At 47.5% G+C, this 16,570-nt stretch carries 21 protein-coding genes; 20 read left to right on the forward strand and 1 reads right to left on the reverse strand.

The window, feature by feature from the left end; all coding sequences use genetic code 11:
• Nucleotides 1-4: 4 nt before the first annotated feature.
• From prfA to G9F48_RS06940, 3 genes are all read left to right on the forward strand, one after another.
• The gene (gene prfA, locus G9F48_RS06930) at nt 5-1,075 is read left to right on the forward strand and encodes a peptide chain release factor 1 (RefSeq protein ID WP_003151139.1); all 1,071 of its coding nucleotides are present in this window, start codon (nt 5-7) and stop codon (nt 1,073-1,075) included.
• A 1-nt stretch (nt 1,076) separates the two neighbouring features.
• A complete protein-coding gene (gene prmC / locus G9F48_RS06935; protein WP_165409265.1) occupies nt 1,077-1,937 on the forward strand; it encodes a peptide chain release factor N(5)-glutamine methyltransferase in 861 nt (286 codons plus the stop codon).
• Nucleotides 1,938-2,007: 70 nt separating this feature from the next.
• A complete protein-coding gene (locus G9F48_RS06940) occupies nt 2,008-2,286 on the forward strand; it encodes a DUF5316 family protein (RefSeq protein WP_069449066.1) in 279 nt (92 codons plus the stop codon).
• Here G9F48_RS06940 and G9F48_RS06945 read toward each other — a convergent pair.
• Nucleotides 2,273-2,647: a UPF0715 family protein gene (locus G9F48_RS06945; RefSeq protein WP_069449065.1), complete on the reverse strand. Its 375-nt coding sequence runs from the start codon at nt 2,645-2,647 to the stop codon at nt 2,273-2,275. The genes G9F48_RS06940 and G9F48_RS06945 overlap by 14 nt on opposite strands.
• Before the next feature lie 160 nt (nt 2,648-2,807).
• Between G9F48_RS06945 and spoIIR the strand changes: the two genes are divergently transcribed.
• The 17 genes from spoIIR (at nt 2,808) to atpD (ending at nt 16,562) form a co-directional block, all read left to right on the forward strand.
• Complete coding sequence (gene spoIIR, locus G9F48_RS06950) at nt 2,808-3,488, forward strand: stage II sporulation protein R (protein ID WP_165409266.1); 681 nt, start codon at nt 2,808-2,810, stop codon at nt 3,486-3,488.
• A 70-nt stretch (nt 3,489-3,558) separates the two neighbouring features.
• The gene (locus G9F48_RS06955) at nt 3,559-4,002 is read left to right on the forward strand and encodes a hypothetical protein (RefSeq protein WP_003151145.1); all 444 of its coding nucleotides are present in this window, start codon (nt 3,559-3,561) and stop codon (nt 4,000-4,002) included.
• 156 nt (nt 4,003-4,158) lie between these two features.
• Nucleotides 4,159-5,199, forward strand: coding sequence for an L-threonylcarbamoyladenylate synthase (locus tag G9F48_RS06960; RefSeq protein WP_165409267.1), 1,041 nt, complete (start codon nt 4,159-4,161; stop codon nt 5,197-5,199).
• A gap of 67 nt (nt 5,200-5,266) precedes the next feature.
• Nucleotides 5,267-5,824 (forward strand): manganese efflux pump MntP, encoded by a 558-nt coding sequence (locus tag G9F48_RS06965; RefSeq protein ID WP_003151147.1) that lies wholly within the window; start codon nt 5,267-5,269, stop codon nt 5,822-5,824.
• A 73-nt stretch (nt 5,825-5,897) separates the two neighbouring features.
• Complete coding sequence (locus G9F48_RS06970) at nt 5,898-6,353, forward strand: low molecular weight protein arginine phosphatase (protein WP_029325731.1); 456 nt, start codon at nt 5,898-5,900, stop codon at nt 6,351-6,353.
• A 133-nt stretch (nt 6,354-6,486) separates the two neighbouring features.
• Entirely contained in the window at nt 6,487-6,936 is a 450-nt protein-coding gene (rpiB, locus tag G9F48_RS06975; protein WP_003151149.1) for a ribose 5-phosphate isomerase B, read from the forward strand.
• A gap of 13 nt (nt 6,937-6,949) precedes the next feature.
• Entirely contained in the window at nt 6,950-7,492 is a 543-nt protein-coding gene (locus G9F48_RS06980; protein WP_007407598.1) for a TIGR01440 family protein, read from the forward strand.
• 147 nt (nt 7,493-7,639) lie between these two features.
• On the forward strand, nt 7,640-8,887 hold the full coding sequence (gene glyA / locus G9F48_RS06985; protein WP_007614376.1) for a serine hydroxymethyltransferase: 1,248 nt from the start codon (nt 7,640-7,642) through the stop codon (nt 8,885-8,887).
• Between the two features lie 134 nt (nt 8,888-9,021).
• Nucleotides 9,022-9,651, forward strand: a complete 630-nt coding sequence (gene upp, locus G9F48_RS06990) for a uracil phosphoribosyltransferase (RefSeq protein WP_003151154.1) — start codon at nt 9,022-9,024, stop codon at nt 9,649-9,651.
• Nucleotides 9,652-10,070: 419 nt separating this feature from the next.
• Nucleotides 10,071-10,454, forward strand: a complete 384-nt coding sequence (atpI, locus tag G9F48_RS06995) for an ATP synthase subunit I (RefSeq protein ID WP_003151155.1) — start codon at nt 10,071-10,073, stop codon at nt 10,452-10,454.
• 7 nt (nt 10,455-10,461) lie between these two features.
• On the forward strand, nt 10,462-11,196 hold the full coding sequence (atpB, locus tag G9F48_RS07000; RefSeq protein WP_003151158.1) for a F0F1 ATP synthase subunit A: 735 nt from the start codon (nt 10,462-10,464) through the stop codon (nt 11,194-11,196).
• Between the two features lie 45 nt (nt 11,197-11,241).
• Entirely contained in the window at nt 11,242-11,454 is a 213-nt protein-coding gene (gene atpE / locus G9F48_RS07005) for a F0F1 ATP synthase subunit C (protein ID WP_003151167.1), read from the forward strand.
• A gap of 142 nt (nt 11,455-11,596) precedes the next feature.
• Nucleotides 11,597-12,109 carry a F0F1 ATP synthase subunit B gene (gene atpF / locus G9F48_RS07010; RefSeq protein ID WP_003151168.1) on the forward strand — a complete coding sequence of 171 codons (513 nt, stop codon included), beginning with the start codon at nt 11,597-11,599 and terminating at the stop codon, nt 12,107-12,109.
• Nucleotides 12,106-12,651: a F0F1 ATP synthase subunit delta gene (locus G9F48_RS07015; RefSeq protein WP_003151169.1), complete on the forward strand. Its 546-nt coding sequence runs from the start codon at nt 12,106-12,108 to the stop codon at nt 12,649-12,651. The genes atpF and G9F48_RS07015 overlap by 4 nt, the downstream gene beginning before the upstream one ends.
• Nucleotides 12,652-12,667: 16 nt before the next feature.
• Nucleotides 12,668-14,176, forward strand: a complete 1,509-nt coding sequence (gene atpA, locus G9F48_RS07020; RefSeq protein WP_003151170.1) for a F0F1 ATP synthase subunit alpha — start codon at nt 12,668-12,670, stop codon at nt 14,174-14,176.
• Nucleotides 14,177-14,251: 75 nt separating this feature from the next.
• Nucleotides 14,252-15,115: an ATP synthase F1 subunit gamma gene (atpG, locus tag G9F48_RS07025; protein WP_003151172.1), complete on the forward strand. Its 864-nt coding sequence runs from the start codon at nt 14,252-14,254 to the stop codon at nt 15,113-15,115.
• A gap of 25 nt (nt 15,116-15,140) precedes the next feature.
• Nucleotides 15,141-16,562, forward strand: a complete 1,422-nt coding sequence (gene atpD / locus G9F48_RS07030) for a F0F1 ATP synthase subunit beta (RefSeq protein ID WP_003151173.1) — start codon at nt 15,141-15,143, stop codon at nt 16,560-16,562.
• The last annotated feature ends 8 nt before the right edge of the window (nt 16,563-16,570 follow it).

A 16,570-nucleotide genomic window follows, 5' to 3' on the forward strand; every position in this document is an offset into this window, starting at 1 on the left:
GACCGTGTTAGACCGTTTACAGTCAATTGAACAACGATACGAAAAATTAAATGAGCTTTTAAGTGATCCGGAAGTGGTCAACGATCCGAAAAAGCTTAGAGAATATTCGAAAGAGCAATCTGATATACAAGAAACCGTTGAAGTCTATAGACAATACAGAGACGCATCAGAACAGCTTGCCGATGCGAAAGCGATGCTTGAGGAAAAGCTTGATGCCGATATGAGAGAAATGGTGAAGGAAGAAATCTCCGAACTGCAGGGAGAGACGGAAACCTTATCAGAGCGTTTGAAAGTGCTCCTCATCCCGAAAGACCCGAACGATGACAAAAACGTAATCATGGAGATCCGCGGAGCAGCGGGAGGAGAAGAAGCCGCGCTGTTTGCGGGAAATCTCTACAGAATGTACTCCCGTTACGCCGAGATCCAAGGCTGGAAGACTGAAGTCATGGAAGCAAACGTGACCGGAACGGGCGGTTACAAAGAAATCATCTTTATGATTACGGGAAAAGGCGCATACTCCAAGCTGAAGTATGAAAATGGCGCGCACCGCGTACAGCGTGTTCCGGAAACGGAATCAGGCGGCCGTATTCATACATCCACGGCGACGGTGGCGTGTCTTCCTGAAGCGGAAGAAGTAGAAGTGGACATCCACGAAAAAGATATCCGCGTCGATACATTCGCATCAAGCGGACCGGGCGGACAAAGCGTAAACACGACGATGTCGGCCGTACGCCTGACGCATTTACCGACCGGTGTCGTCGTATCCTGTCAGGATGAAAAATCTCAGATTAAAAACAAAGAAAAAGCGATGAAGGTGCTCCGCGCCAGAATCTATGATAAATTCCAGCAGGAAGCTCAGGCTGAATATGATCAGACCCGTAAATCAGCCGTCGGTTCAGGCGACCGTTCCGAGCGTATCCGCACATACAATTTCCCGCAAAACCGTGTGACGGATCACCGCATCGGCCTGACGATTCAAAAGCTGGATCAAATCTTGGAAGGCAAGCTTGATGAAGTGGTTGAAGCGTTAATCGTAGAAGACCAGTCAAGCAAGCTCCAGCAGGCGGAAAATTAAGATGAAGACCGTTTTTGAAGCCCTAAGCTGGGCTTCTTCTTATTTAACCGAAGCGGGAAGAGAAAAAAACGCGGCCGAGCTGCTGCTGTTAAATGATACCGGAATGGATCGGAGCAAACTTCTCGCAAGTCTGCAGGAGCCCGTCGGCGAGGACGAACTTTACCGTTTCAGACGGCACGTGGAGATGCATAAAGAAGGTATTCCGATTCAATATATTATCGGGAAAGAACAGTTTTACGGCAGGGAATTTTTTGTGAATGACGATGTTCTCATTCCGCGTCCGGAAACGGAAGAAGTTGTGTTTCATCTGCTGGACAGACAGAAGCGGGTATTTTCCGGGGCAGAACGCCTGAACGTCATTGATATCGGTACGGGGAGCGGAGCCATTGCGGTGACGCTTGCGCTTGAATGCGGACATTTTTCAGTATCGGCTTCGGATATTTCAAAAGAAGCGCTGCAGGTGGCGGAAAGAAATGCGCAAAACCTCGGAGCGGACGTGTGCTTTTTGCAGGGAGATCTGTTAACTCCTTTTATTTCATCAGGAAAAAAAGCGGATATGATTGTTTCCAATCCGCCGTATATTTCTGAAGAAGAAATGGCGGATTTGTCGGATATCGTCCGTTTCCATGAGCCGCTTCATGCACTTACGGACGGCGGTGACGGTTTGAAATTCTACAAGCGGTTTATGGAGGAGCTGCCTCTTGTCATGAAAGATAAAGCGCTTGTCGTCTTTGAAATCGGATATAATCAGGGAAAAGCCGTGAAAGACCTGTTCCGTCATTCCTTTCCGAATGCGGAAGTGGAAGTCGTACAGGACATCAACGGAAAAGACAGAACCGTATCCGCGGTCATCACATCATGAAAAAAGCCCGCCGGTGACGCACACGGCGGGCTTTTGTTACAATGGAAAGAAAATGAAAGGGGCATCCGCCTTGAAAAAAGCGTTCGCCTTCGGATGTATACTCGCCGCCGCAGCTTATGCGGCTGGATTTGTCCTGCCGTTTGGCTTTGACATCATTTTCGGTGCCGTTACGGCTGTTCTTATCGTCGCAGCGGTCATCGTTTCCGGGCTGGCCGTAAGCGGAGCGGAGCAGCGGGCCAATTATCATTCTGAAACAGAAGAAGGACGGCACGCCCGTTTAAAGATGGCCGCCGTTTTCTTTTGCGCCGCTCTCCCTTCAGCCGGCTGTCTGCTGATTACGCTTCTGTAGCCGAATTTTGTCTTTGCAGCAATACGGAATCCCACACCCAATAGACGACGGCTGTTAAAACCGCAAAGATATAAAAGGCTGAATTAGAAAACAGAGATTGGCCTGACGGCTGCAAAAGACCGAAGATGATCCCGTTTGCAATGAACGACACCCCTAAATAATAAAGAAAATACAGCGGATGAAATCTCTTCGGCTTTTTATTCAGAAAGTATTGAAGCGGCAGCGCAAAAATCAAATAAGGAAACAAAAAATAAAACGCCATCGAAATGAAAGCCGCGATAATGAATTGATGAACATACAAAATAGAATAAATGACAGACATACATGCCGCCGACAGCAGCACGGTGTAATTATATTTCATCTGAAAACCTCCTATCAAAATAATATCGTACCATATTTTGAATCTGTCAATGCAGATTATCAGCTTGCTAGATTTTTTTCTTCCCGCCGGTTTAAACCTTTTCCGTCATGTCCATAATGGGACTAGATAAAAAAAGCACGGAGAGGAACGGTGGGGACCGATGAAACAGACAATGATGATCTGCATATATATTTTTCTTTTATTATCAGGAGCGCTTGCGGGTTTGACAAAAGAAGAAACGGCGCGGGCATCAGCCGATGAGCCCGTCGTCATACCGGATGAAGCGATCCGGCTCAGGATTTTGGCCAACAGTGATAACGATGAGGATCAAAAGCTCAAGCGCCAGATCAGAGATGCTGTAAACAAGCAAATCACGGACTGGGTGAAAGATATCACTTCCATTGAAGAAGCGCGGCGGCTCATTCGTTCGAAGCTTCCTGAAATTAAAGAAATCGCCAAACGAACGATGAAAGAAAAGGGTGCGCATCAATCCGTTTCAGTTCAATTCAATAAAATCTCGTTTCCGACAAAGCTGTACGGCAATATGGTCTATCCGGCCGGAAAATATGAAGCGATTTTAATTACACTCGGCAATGGCGAGGGCGCCAACTGGTGGTGCGTCTTGTTTCCGCCGCTGTGCTTCCTTGATTTCTCAAACGGCGAAGCGGTGAAAGATCAGGAAGACGGCGGACAGAAGCAGGAAGAAACGCAGAAACAGACAGAAAAAGTGCTGGATGACGTAAAAGCAAAGGCTGATAAAGCGAAGAAAGAAAATAAAGATGACGATGATACCGAAGTGAAGTTTTTCCTCGTCGATTGGATTTCAGATCTATTTTCCTGAAGCAAAAGGCATAAATCCGGATTCGATTCATAGATTGGAAGAAAGAGTTGATCGAAACGGAGGGAAATATATGTTTTATCAGCTGAGAGTGGCAAGAGATCAAGATACCGAGGCGCTGGAGGCCTTTTTGAAAAAGTCTGATACGGCACATGCGGAAATCGATCAGCAGATCAGCCGGTTTATCGTGCTGGAAGACAGCGAAAAAAAGATTGCCGCCTGTCTCGGGATCGAAAAATTCAGCGGCGGAAAAGGGCTTCTCCGTTCACTCGTCATGTCGGACAGGCTGAATCAAAGCCATATCGTTACACTGTTTCAAAGTATGGATGTGCTGTGCAAAAAACATGAGATTCAAGATGTCTACTTAGTCGCCAATCAGCCCTCATCCGCTGAGTTTCTGAATGTGATGGGATTTGAAGCGTGCGCCGATGCGCCTGATGAACTGTATACGTCCGAACATTTCCGCAACTCGTTATGCACAGAAGGTTCGTTTTTAATGGTGAAAACCTCTGCCTGATCTAACTTATACACAAGGTTATCCACTTATTAAAAAGTGTTGTCCACAGTTTGTGGATAACACTTGTTTTATTAAAGGACATCTTTTATACTTTCAAAAGGAATACACGAGAGAAAATAAAGTTTTACCGCTTTAAAATAAGGAGTTTGGTTATACATGAAAACAAGAAGATGGTTTGTGGATTGTTCCGCAGAATTATCCACAACCGATCCCCAAATTACACAAGCCGCGGAATTGCTCCGGCAGAATGAGGTTGTGGCTTTTCCGACAGAAACCGTTTACGGACTGGGCGCTAACGCTGAAAATACGGAAGCCGTAACGAAAATATATGAGGCGAAAGGAAGGCCGAGCGATAACCCGCTGATTGTGCATATATCCCATATCAGCCAGCTTGATCGTTTTATCAGCCATATTCCTGAGACGGCGAAAAAGCTTATGGAGCTATTCTGGCCGGGGGCGCTGACCCTTGTCCTGCCGTGTAAGCCCGGTGTGCTGTCACCCCGTGTCACCGCGGGACTTGAGACGGTAGCGGTCAGAATGCCTGATCATCCGGCAGCATTAGCCCTCATCAGCTCGGCCGGGCTGCCGATCGCCGCGCCGAGCGCCAATTTATCAGGAAAACCGAGCCCAACAAAGGCCGAGCATGTAGCTCATGATTTAAACGGCCGTATTGCGGGTATTGTGGACGGCGGCGCGACGGGAATCGGAGTGGAATCAACCGTTCTGTCCTGTACGGGGAAACAGCCCGTGCTGCTTCGTCCGGGAGGCGTGACAAAAGAGCAGATTGAATCCGCCGCCGGTCCGGTTCTTGTGGATAAAGGGCTGACCGAAGAAGATGAGGTTCCTATTTCTCCCGGTATGAAATATACACATTACGCGCCTTCTGCGCCGATGGCTATTGCTGGCGGCGGCGCCCGGAGAATTCAAGAACTGGCAGACGCATATAAAAGCCGGGGAAAACGAATCGGCATTTTGACAACAGAAGAGAACGCCGATAGTTACCAGGCTGATTATATCAAGGTCTGCGGCAGACGCGCCGACCTTGAAACAGTGGCGTCCGCCTTATACGATGCGCTCCGCAGCTTTGATGAAGCGGAAGTGGATATGATTATTTCTGAGTCCTTTCCGGATACCGGAGTGGGGCTCGCCGTTATGAACAGGCTGATGAAAGCCGCAGGCGGCACCGTTATCCATTAACTTGTTCTACCCCTTATCGGACATGCATAAGCTAAACAAGCGGGCACGTCCAAGGGGGTTTTTATTCATGTCGAATCTATTCATCGGGGAACTTGTCTCCTTAAGCATCATGGCATTTGCTTTGGGGACGGATGCCTTTTCCGTCGGGCTCGGAATGGGAATGATTCAGCTGAAGAAAAAACAGATTTTTCATATAGGGGTTGTCATCGGGCTGTTTCATGTCATGATGCCGCTTGTGGGAATGGCGGCCGGGCATCTGCTGTCCGGTTTTCTGGGGATGCTCGCCGTTTACATCGGCGGATCTCTTCTTTTTATTTTAGGGGTGCAGATGATGATCGCCGCGTTTAAACAATCGGACGGGCCGCTCATATCTCCGGCAGGCTCGGGACTGTTGCTGTTTGCGGTCGGTGTCAGTCTGGACAGCTTTTCTGTCGGGCTCAGTCTCGGGATGAACGGCTCCAATCCGTTTCTGGCCGTTACGCTGTTCGGGGTCTTCAGCACCGTTTTAACATGGGCGGGCCTTTTGGCGGGAAGAAAGGTGCAGTCGTGGCTCGGCTCCTACAGCGAAGCGCTTGGCGGAGCCATTTTGATCGGATTCGGGCTGAAACTGCTTTTACCGATATAAGATACGTAAAAAAAGAAACGAAGATGCCGTTTCTTTTTTCTTCATTTATAATAGGCAGTAAGAGGTGACGGACATGAAAATAATCTTTGTTTGTACAGGCAATACGTGCCGCAGTCCCATGGCTGAGGCTCTTTTTAAATCCATAGCAGAAACGAAAGGGCTGGATGTCAGCGTAAGCTCGGCCGGCGTATTCGCGTCTCCGCACGGAAAAGCGTCGGCTCATGCCGTAGAAGCGCTGTTTGAAAAACGGATCGCCCTCAATCACAGTTCATCTCCCTTATCGGAAGAACATATCGAGACGGCCGATCTGGTGCTGGCGATGACCGAACAGCACAAACAGCTGATTGAAGGCCGATATCAAAACAGTCAGGGCAAAGTTTTTACCATTAAAGAATACGTGACGGGGGAAAGCGGCGATATCTCTGACCCGTTCGGCGGTCCGCTTGATGTTTATAAACAGACGCGGGACGAACTGGAGGAGCTGCTGACCCTTTTGGCTGATCAATTGCTTGACGGGAAAAGCAAGTAATCTGTCAGAAAATCTGCAAACAGGTCATTTGCAAAACGAATGTGAAAGAGTAGAATGAAATCAACGGATTTCGTAATAAAAAGGACAAGCAAACTGGGCTGTCTTCGCCCAGCCACACCTAGGAGGTAAATGAATGAAAGTAGCTATTGCGTCAGATCACGGCGGCGTCCATATCCGCGAAGAAATAAAAAGTCTTTTGGATGAATTGCAGATTGAATACATTGATATGGGCTGTGAATGCGGCGCCGGCTCTGTCGATTATTCAGACTACGCTTTTCCGGTAGCGGAAAAAGTGGTGAACGGCGAAGCTGACAGGGGAATTTTAATTTGCGGCACAGGCATCGGCATGAGCATCTCCGCAAATAAGGTAAAGGGCATACGCTGTGCGCTTGCCCATGACACCTTCAGCGCAAAAGCGACGCGTGAACACAATGACACGAATGTTCTTGCGATGGGCGAACGCGTCATCGGCCCGGGACTGGCGCGCGAAATCGCAAAAGTCTGGCTGACGACTGAATTTACGGGCGGCCGCCACGAACGGCGGATCGGCAAAATCGCAGATTACGAAGAAAAAAATCTGTAAGAGGTGCTGGACAATGGAAGAGATGAAGCAAAAATGGACGGACATGCTGACTGAGTTTCAAGAGCAGGCAGGACTGACGGACGGCAGTCTGCTGGTGATCGGGTGCAGTACAAGTGAAGCCGCCGGAAGCCGGATCGGCACCGCCGGAAGCGGGGATTGGGCTGAATTGATATACGGCGGACTTAACCGGTTTAAGGAAAAAACGGGTGTGCATCTTGCTTTTCAATGCTGCGAGCATTTAAACAGGGCGCTTGTCATTGAAGCGGAAACGGCCGAGCGGTTCAGGCTCCCCATTGTTTCAGCCGTCCCCGTCCCGAAAGCGGGCGGAGCGATGGCCTCTTATGCATACCGGCAGATGCGTTCTCCCGTGCTCGCTGAATCGATTCAGGCTGACGCCGGGATTGACATCGGTGATACGTTCATCGGCATGCATCTGAAACCCGTTGCCGTCCCTGTCCGGATATCGAGCCGTGAGCTTGGAGAAGCACATGTGACGATGGCTCGGACAAGACCGAAACTGATAGGCGGAATTCGCGCCGTTTATGAATGCGAATGATGAAAATACTTTTCCTCTATAATGTTCGTGTTTTCTAATTAAATTTTGTGATTTTTTTAAATAAGCTGTTACATTCACCTGAAAAACCATGTACAATAAGGGTGGTAAAAATAAAGAACAGGAAACGGATAGGAGAGGATCTCGCTGATGAAACATTTACCTGTACAAGATAAACAAGTGTTTAACGCCATCAAAGATGAGCGTAAGCGTCAACAGACTAAGATCGAATTAATTGCTTCTGAAAACTTCGTGACGGAAGCGGTAATGGAAGCGCAAGGCTCTGTTTTAACAAACAAATATGCTGAAGGCTACCCCGGCAAACGCTACTACGGCGGCTGTGAGCATGTTGATGTCGTTGAGGACATCGCCCGCGACCGCGCGAAAGAGATTTTCGGAGCTGAGCATGTAAACGTTCAGCCGCACTCAGGCGCTCAGGCGAACATGGCTGTTTACTTCACGATTTTAGAGCACGGCGACACGGTGCTCGGGATGAACCTCTCCCACGGCGGCCACTTAACACACGGAAGCCCGGTTAATTTCAGCGGCGTTCAATACAACTTTGTAGAATACGGTGTCGATAAAGACACGCAATATATAGATTATGAAGATGTGCGTGAAAAAGCGCTGGCGCATAAGCCGAAACTCATCGTAGCCGGAGCGAGCGCATACCCCCGCACGATCGACTTTAAAAAATTCCGCGAAATCGCTGATGAAGTCGGCGCTTACTTCATGGTAGACATGGCGCATATCGCGGGTCTTGTCGCAGCCGGTCTTCATCCGAATCCGGTTCCTTACGCTGACTTTGTAACGACAACGACTCACAAAACACTTCGCGGCCCCCGCGGAGGAATGATCCTTTGCCGTGAAGAGTTCGGCAAGAAGATTGATAAATCCATTTTCCCGGGAATCCAAGGCGGACCGCTTATGCATGTCATCGCGGCCAAAGCCGTATCTTTCGGAGAAGTGCTTGAAGATGATTTCAAAACATATGCGCAAAACGTCATCTCGAACGCGAAGCGCCTGGCTGAGTCTCTGAACAAAGAGGGCATTCAGCTCGTATCAGGCGGAACGGATAACCACCTTGTGCTTGTCGACCTCCGTTCTCTCGGACTGACCGGAAAAGTCGCTGAACACGTTCTTGATGAAATCGGCATTACATCTAATAAAAACGCGATCCCTTACGATCCGGAAAAACCGTTTGTCACAAGCGGAATCCGTCTCGGTACGGCAGCTGTGACAAGCCGCGGCTTTGACGGTGACGCGCTTGAAGAAGTCGGCGCTATCATCGGCCTCGCGCTGAAAAATCATGAAGACGAAGCAAAACTTGAAGAAGCGAGACAGCGCGTATCTGCCTTGACTGAAAAGTTTCCTTTATATAAAGAACTGGACTATTAATAAGGAAGAAACCCGCCGGAACCTTAATCCGGCGGGTTTTTTTATGATTTTCTTGAAACTGTTTGTCTTTTTCTGTAGAATCAATAGAAGTGTGAAAAAGTCACTCGGACAACAAAAAAGGAGCTGAACACAGTATGGGAAAGGTTTACGTATTTGATCATCCTTTAATCCAGCATAAGCTGACATATATTCGGAATGAAAATACAGGCACAAAGGATTTCAGAGACCTTGTGGACGAAGTCGCATCACTGATGGCGTTTGAAATTACACGTGATCTTCCTCTTAAAGAAGTGGAAGTGAAAACACCTGTTCAAACAGCGACATCCAAAGTGATTTCAGGGAAGAAACTCGGTATCGTGCCGATCCTGAGAGCGGGTCTCGGAATGGTTGACGGCATGCTGAAATTAATCCCGGCCGCTAAAGTGGGACATGTCGGATTATACCGTGATCCGGAAACCTTAAAACCGGTGGAATACTATGTCAAGCTTCCTTCTGATGTAGAAGAACGCGAATTTATTGTCGTGGATCCGATGCTTGCTACGGGAGGCTCTGCGGTGGAAGCGATCAACAGCCTGAAAAAGCGCGGCGCGAGAAACATTCGTTTTATGTGTCTTGTAGCGGCTCCGGAAGGCGTGGAAGAGCTGCAGAAACATCATTCTGACGTTGATATTTATATCGCCGCCCTTGATGAAAAACTGAATGAAAAAGGCTATATCGTTCCGGGCCTCGGTGACGCGGGTGACAGACTGTACGGAACCAAATAAATCGGAAAACCTCATTCAGGGGGTTTTCTTTTTTTATCCAGATTTTTGCTGAATGGGCAGAGTTCATACATTTATAGGTGAATTTGTGAACATTCTGTGTATGCTTCCGGTATAAAAAGTTTTTTAACTTTAAACAGATTGACACATGTTAGGGGCTATTGTATGCTAAACGAGGGTATTATGAGAAGGTTTTCATTCCTTTCATTTCTAGTATCCATCCTCATTTTAAATCCTCCAAAAAAACCCGTTATATGAGGATTTATCTAAGCGAATGAAACAGCATCCCGTGGCATCAGGAGGATGAGTGGTTTTTTCGAACAGGCCGTTTTGCGGACAAAAAAGGCCTTCTGCAAGGGTTAACCGCATGTTTTGCCGTATCCAGGAATTATATTACATTTTCATCAGGAGACAGATAGTTGATGGACGATCCCAATCTTACATTCAGCAGACAACGGAGATATGTATTTGTAATCTTAGCAATCTATTTGCTGGGATATGGTCTTACGGCGTATAAAACTGTTTTTTTAGGCCTCTTTTTGGGAACTGTTTTCAGTTTGTTTAATTTGTGGCTCTTGACCAGAAGAATGAATGCTTTTGACAAGGCCGTGGCGAAAGGAAAGTCCATACGATCACTCGGGAGCGCAGCGCGTTGGTGCAATGCGATACTTGCGATGGCTGTCGCCTTTAAATATCCCGATAAAGTCAGTGTGGCAAGTGTGATTATTGGATTAATGACAATTTATCCCGTCATTATGATAGATTCCATTATTCAGCTCAAACGTTCATCAATGGAAGAGAGGTGAAAACCCATTGAATCACGATTACAGAACTATTGATTTGTTTGGTCTTACTTTTAATCTGACAAACATTCTGATGATTACTGTGGCAAGTGTGATTGTGCTGCTGATTGCGATTCTTACTACAAGAACGCTGTCCATCCGTCCGGGAAAAGCCCAGAACTTCATGGAATGGATTGTTGATTTTGTCCGCAATATTATAGGCAGTACAATGGATTTAAAAACAGGGGCTAACTTCTTGGCGCTTGGTGTAACCTTGCTGATGTACATATTTGTATCAAATATGCTAGGGCTGCCGTTTTCTGTAACGGTCGGACACGAGCTTTGGTGGAAATCACCGACGGCCGATCCGGCTATTACTCTGACTCTAGCCGTTATGGTTGTGTCGTTAACGCACTATTACGGCGTGAAGATGAAAGGTTTGAAGGAATACTCTAAAGATTACCTCAGACCGGTTCCGCTTATGTTCCCGATGAAGATCATTGAGGAGTTTGCGAATACGCTGACACTCGGACTTCGTCTTTACGGTAACATTTTCGCCGGGGAAATTCTTCTTGGCCTGCTTGCGAATCTGGCGACGAATTTCTACTCAAACAGTTTCTTTCTCGGTTTGGTCGGCACAGTCGGAGCCATTATTCCGATGCTTGCATGGCAGGCATTCAGCTTGTTCATCGGTACCATCCAGGCATTTATCTTTACGATGCTGACGATGGTGTACATGTCACACAAAATCAGTCATGATCATTAAAATCATATATCCATTCGGATAACATTTTAAAGGAGGAACTTTTTCATGAATTTAATAGCAGCTGCAATTGCAATCGGTTTAGGCGCACTTGGTGCAGGTATTGGTAACGGTCTGATCGTTTCACGTACGGTAGAGGGAATCGCCCGTCAGCCGGAAGCAGGAAAAGAACTTAGAACTCTTATGTTCATGGGTATCGCATTGGTTGAGGCCCTTCCGATTATCGCTGTCGTTATCGCGTTCTTAGCGTTCTTTGGCTAAGCAAAAAAGCCTTATATGAACTAAAAATGGCGAAGATCACTCTAAGAGAACCTTCGCCATTGCTTTATGTCTGATAAGCAGGCCGTGCCGAAACGGCTTTTTATCAGCAGAGAAAACCTGCAGAAGGGAGTTGCCGTAGTAGATGTCTCAATTACCTCTTGAATTAGGACTGTCGTTTAACGGCGGAGATATCCTATTCCAATTGTTAGCTATGTTAGTTTTATTAGCGCTTCTCAAGAAATTCGCTCTGGGACCGCTATTAAATATAATGAAACAGCGTGAAGATCATATCGCCGGCGAAATTACGTCCGCTGAAGAAAGAAATAAAGAAGCGCAGAAGCTGATTGAAGAGCAGCGCGTTCTTTTAAAAGAAGCGAAACAGGAATCACAATCACTCATTGAAAATGCGAAAAAACTGGGTGAAAAGCAGAAGGAAGACATTATCCAGGCTGCACGCGCCGAGTCTGAAAGATTGAAAGAAGCGGCGAGAACCGAAATTGTCAAAGAAAAAGAACAAGCGGTTTCCGCACTTCGCGAGCAAGTCGCATCACTTTCTGTCTTAATCGCATCGAAAGTGATTGAAAAAGAGCTTGATGAACAAGCCCAGGAACAACTGATTCAGGACTATCTTAAAGAGGTAGGAGAAAGCCGATGAGTGGATCTGCTGTCTCTAAACGATACGCGTCAGCGCTTTTCGACATTGCCGTTGAGACTTCTCAAATCAATGAAATCGAAGAAGAGCTTACCGTACTAAAAGAAGTGTTCCGGAACGAAGCCGGATTACAGGAAGTGTTAAGCCATCCGAAGGTATCGGCCGCTAAGAAAAAAGAGCTGATTCAGCAATCGTTCGGCGCACTGTCTGAGTCTGTGCTGCATACGATTTTTCTTCTGATTGACCGCCGCCGGTCTTCGATTGTGCCTGATCTCACAGACGAGTTTATCAAACTTGCCAATCAGGCCCGTCAGACAGAGGATGCGGTTGTTTATTCAGTAAAACCGCTGTCAGAAGCGGAAATGTTATCATTGTCTCAAGTGTTTGCAAAAAAAGCCGGAATCGCTTCGCTCAGAATCAGAAATGAAGTGCAGACGGATTTAATAGGCGGCATTAAAGTCCGCATTGGAAACCGGATTTATGACGGAAGCGTAAGCGGAAAGCTTGAGCGCATGGAACGTCAACTTGCCGGAGGAAATCGATAGAAGGGGTGAAACCTAAGTGAGCATCAAAGCTGAAGAGATTAGCACGCTGATAAAGCAGCAAATTCAAAATTACCAATCTGAAATTGAAGTTCATGACGTAGGTACAGTCATCCAAGTCGGAGACGGTATTGCGCGTGTGCACGGCCTTGACAATTGTATGGCCGGTGAACTTGTTGAGTTTTCAAACGGCGTTTTGGGTATGGCTCAAAACCTTGAAGAATCCAACGTAGGTATCGTTATCTTAGGACCTTACAGAGATATCCGTGAAGGTGATGAGGTCAAAAGAACGGGCCGCATCATGGAAGTTCCTGTAGGTGAAGAATTAATCGGACGTATCGTCAACCCGCTCGGACAGCCGGTAGACGGACTGGGTCCGATTCTGACAAGCAAAACACGTCCGATCGAAAGCCAGGCTCCAGGCGTAATGGACCGTAAATCGGTACATGAGCCGCTGCAAACGGGTATCAAAGCGATCGACGCGTTAATTCCGATCGGCCGCGGACAGCGTGAGCTGATTATCGGGGACCGTCAGACAGGTAAAACATCTGTTGCGATTGATACAATCTTAAACCAAAAAGATCAAGACATGATCTGTGTGTACGTAGCGATCGGCCAAAAAGAATCTACAGTGCGCGGCGTGGTGGAAACACTTCGTAAGCATGGCGCGCTTGATTACACGATTGTCGTGACGGCGTCCGCTTCACAGCCGGCTCCGCTTCTTTACCTTGCACCGTATGCAGGGGTGACAATGGGTGAAGAATTCATGTACAACGGCAAGCACGTTCTCGTCGTATATGATGATTTATCCAAACAAGCAGCCGCTTACCGTGAGCTGTCATTGCTTCTTCGCCGTCCGCCGGGCCGTGAAGCATTCCCTGGGGATGTATTCTATCTTCACTCCCGTCTGCTTGAGCGCGCAGCCAAGCTGAGTGACGCAAAAGGCGCAGGATCAATTACGGCGCTGCCGTTCGTCGAAACACAAGCAGGAGATATCTCCGCTTATATCCCGACAAACGTCATTTCCATTACTGACGGACAGATTTTCCTTCAATCCGACCTATTCTTCTCAGGCGTGCGTCCTGCGATCAATGCCGGATTATCCGTATCCCGTGTCGGCGGGTCAGCCCAAATCAAAGCGATGAAAAAGGTAGCGGGAACATTGCGTCTTGACCTTGCTTCATACCGTGAACTTGAAGCATTCGCCCAATTCGGATCTGATCTTGACCAGGCGACTCAGGCGAAACTGAACCGCGGTGCGCGTACAGTTGAAGTGCTGAAGCAAGACTTGAATAAACCGCTTCCGGTTGAAAAACAGGTAGCCATTCTTTATGCGCTGACAAAAGGATATCTTGATGATATTCCGGTTGCGGATATCAGACGTTTTGAAGAAGAGTACTACATGTACCTTGATCAAAACCATAAAGATCTGCTTGACGGCATTGCGAAAACAGGAAACCTTCCTGCTGATGAAGACTTCAAAGCTGCAATCGAAGGCTTCAAACGCACATTTGCACCAAGCAACTAACCCTTAGAAGATGAGAGAAAAAGGTTCTCTTTTTCTCTCTTTTTACGCAAATGAAGAATAAAGGTGGTGAAATCTTTGGCCTCATTACGCGATATTAAGTCAAGGATCACGTCAACGAAAAAAACAAGCCAGATTACAAAAGCCATGCAGATGGTATCCGCTGCGAAGCTGAACCGTGCGGAAACCAATGCGAAGTCATTTGCTCCGTATATGGATAAGATCCAGGAGGTTGTGTTTAACGTCGGAAAAGGCGCGAAAAACGCGAAACACCCGATGCTTGTCTCAAGAGAAGTGAAAAAGACGGCGTATCTCGTCATTACGTCTGACCGCGGGCTTGCGGGTGCGTTTAACAGTTCGGTTTTGCGAAACGCTTACCGCACCATTCAAGAACGCCATCAGTCTAAAGATGAATACACGGTGATTGCAATCGGCAGAGTCGGCCGCGATTTCTTCAAAAAACGGGAGATGCCGATTTTGTCTGAGTTAGTGGGGCTTGGCGACGAGGTCACTTTTGCTCAGATTAAAGATTTGACCCGTCAGACGGTTCAAATGTTTATCGACGGCGCTTTTGATGAACTGCATTTGGTGTATAACCATTTCGTCAGTGCGATTTCACAGGAAGTGACGGAGAAAAAAGTGCTGCCTTTAACGGATTTCGGAACGAGCGGCGGGAAGCGCACGGCTTCTTACGAGTTCGAACCGGATGAAGAAGAGGTGCTCGAAGTGCTGCTTCCTCAATATGCGGAAAGCTTAATTTACGGCGCGCTTCTTGACAGTAAAGCAAGTGAACACGCTGCGAGAATGACAGCAATGAAAAATGCGACTGATAATGCGAAAGAACTCATTGATTCACTTTCGCTTTCATATAACCGCGCGCGTCAAGCGGCGATTACACAAGAAATTACCGAAATTGTCGGCGGTGCAGCCGCTTTAGAATAGAAAGATTTTGTCAGGAGGGATAGCGATGAAGAAAGGACGCGTAAGTCAGGTGCTTGGACCGGTTGTCGACGTACGTTTCGAGGACGGCCACTTGCCTGCGATTTATAATGCGATTAAAGTTTCACAGCCAGCTACAGGCGAAAATGAAGTAGGCATCGACCTAACGCTAGAGGTTGCTCTTCATTTAGGCGATGATACAGTCCGTACAATTGCCATGGCATCTACGGACGGAATTCAGCGCGGAATGGAAGCCGTTGATACAGGTGCGCCGATTTCCGTTCCTGTCGGTGATGTGACTCTCGGACGCGTATTTAACGTACTGGGAGATAAAATTGATTTAAATGAACCGCTGCCTGCGGATGCTCAAAAGGACCCGATCCACAGATCAGCTCCTTCATTCGATGAGCTTTCAACTGAGGTTGAAATTCTTGAAACGGGAATTAAGGTTGTTGACCTGCTCGCTCCTTACATCAAGGGCGGTAAAATCGGATTGTTCGGCGGCGCCGGCGTAGGTAAAACCGTATTAATTCAGGAATTAATCAACAACATCGCGCAAGAGCACGGCGGTATTTCCGTATTCGCCGGTGTAGGAGAGCGTACTCGTGAAGGGAACGACCTTTTCTACGAAATGAGCGATTCAGGCGTTATCAAGAAAACAGCCATGGTCTTCGGACAAATGAACGAGCCGCCGGGCGCACGTATGCGTGTAGCACTGACGGGTCTTACAATGGCTGAGCATTTCCGTGATAAACAAGGACAGGACGTACTGTTCTTTATCGATAACATTTTCCGTTTCACACAAGCGGGTTCAGAGGTTTCCGCGCTTCTCGGCCGTATGCCTTCTGCGGTTGGTTATCAGCCGACGCTTGCGACAGAAATGGGTCAGCTTCAAGAGCGTATTACGTCTACAAACGTTGGTTCAGTTACATCTATCCAGGCGATCTACGTGCCTGCCGATGACTACACTGACCCGGCTCCGGCGACAACGTTCGCTCACTTGGATGCAACGACTAACCTTGAGCGTAAATTAACTGAAATGGGTATCTACCCTGCGGTTGATCCGCTGGCTTCCACTTCCCGCGCGCTTGCTCCGGAAATTGTCGGAGAAGAGCATTATGCAGTGGCGCGTGAAGTTCAGTCAACGCTTCAGCGTTACAAAGAACTTCAGGATATTATCGCGATTCTCGGTATGGACGAATTAGGTGAAGAAGACAAGCTTGTCGTTCACCGCGCACGCCGTATCCAGTTCTTCCTTTCTCAAAACTTCCACGTAGCTGAGCAGTTTACGGGACAAAAGGGTTCTTACGTGCCTGTTAAAGAAACGGTACGAGGCTTTAAAGAAATCCTTTCCGGTAAATATGACCATCTTCCGGAAGATGCATTCCGTCTTGTGGGACGCATTGAAGAAGTCATTGAGAATGCAAAAGAGATGGGTGTAGAAGTTTAATCTGGTCC

Origin of the sequence: Bacillus sp. EKM420B, assembly GCF_011065565.1 — a bacterium.
Lineage (GTDB): Bacteria > Bacillota > Bacilli > Bacillales > Bacillaceae > Bacillus > Bacillus velezensis.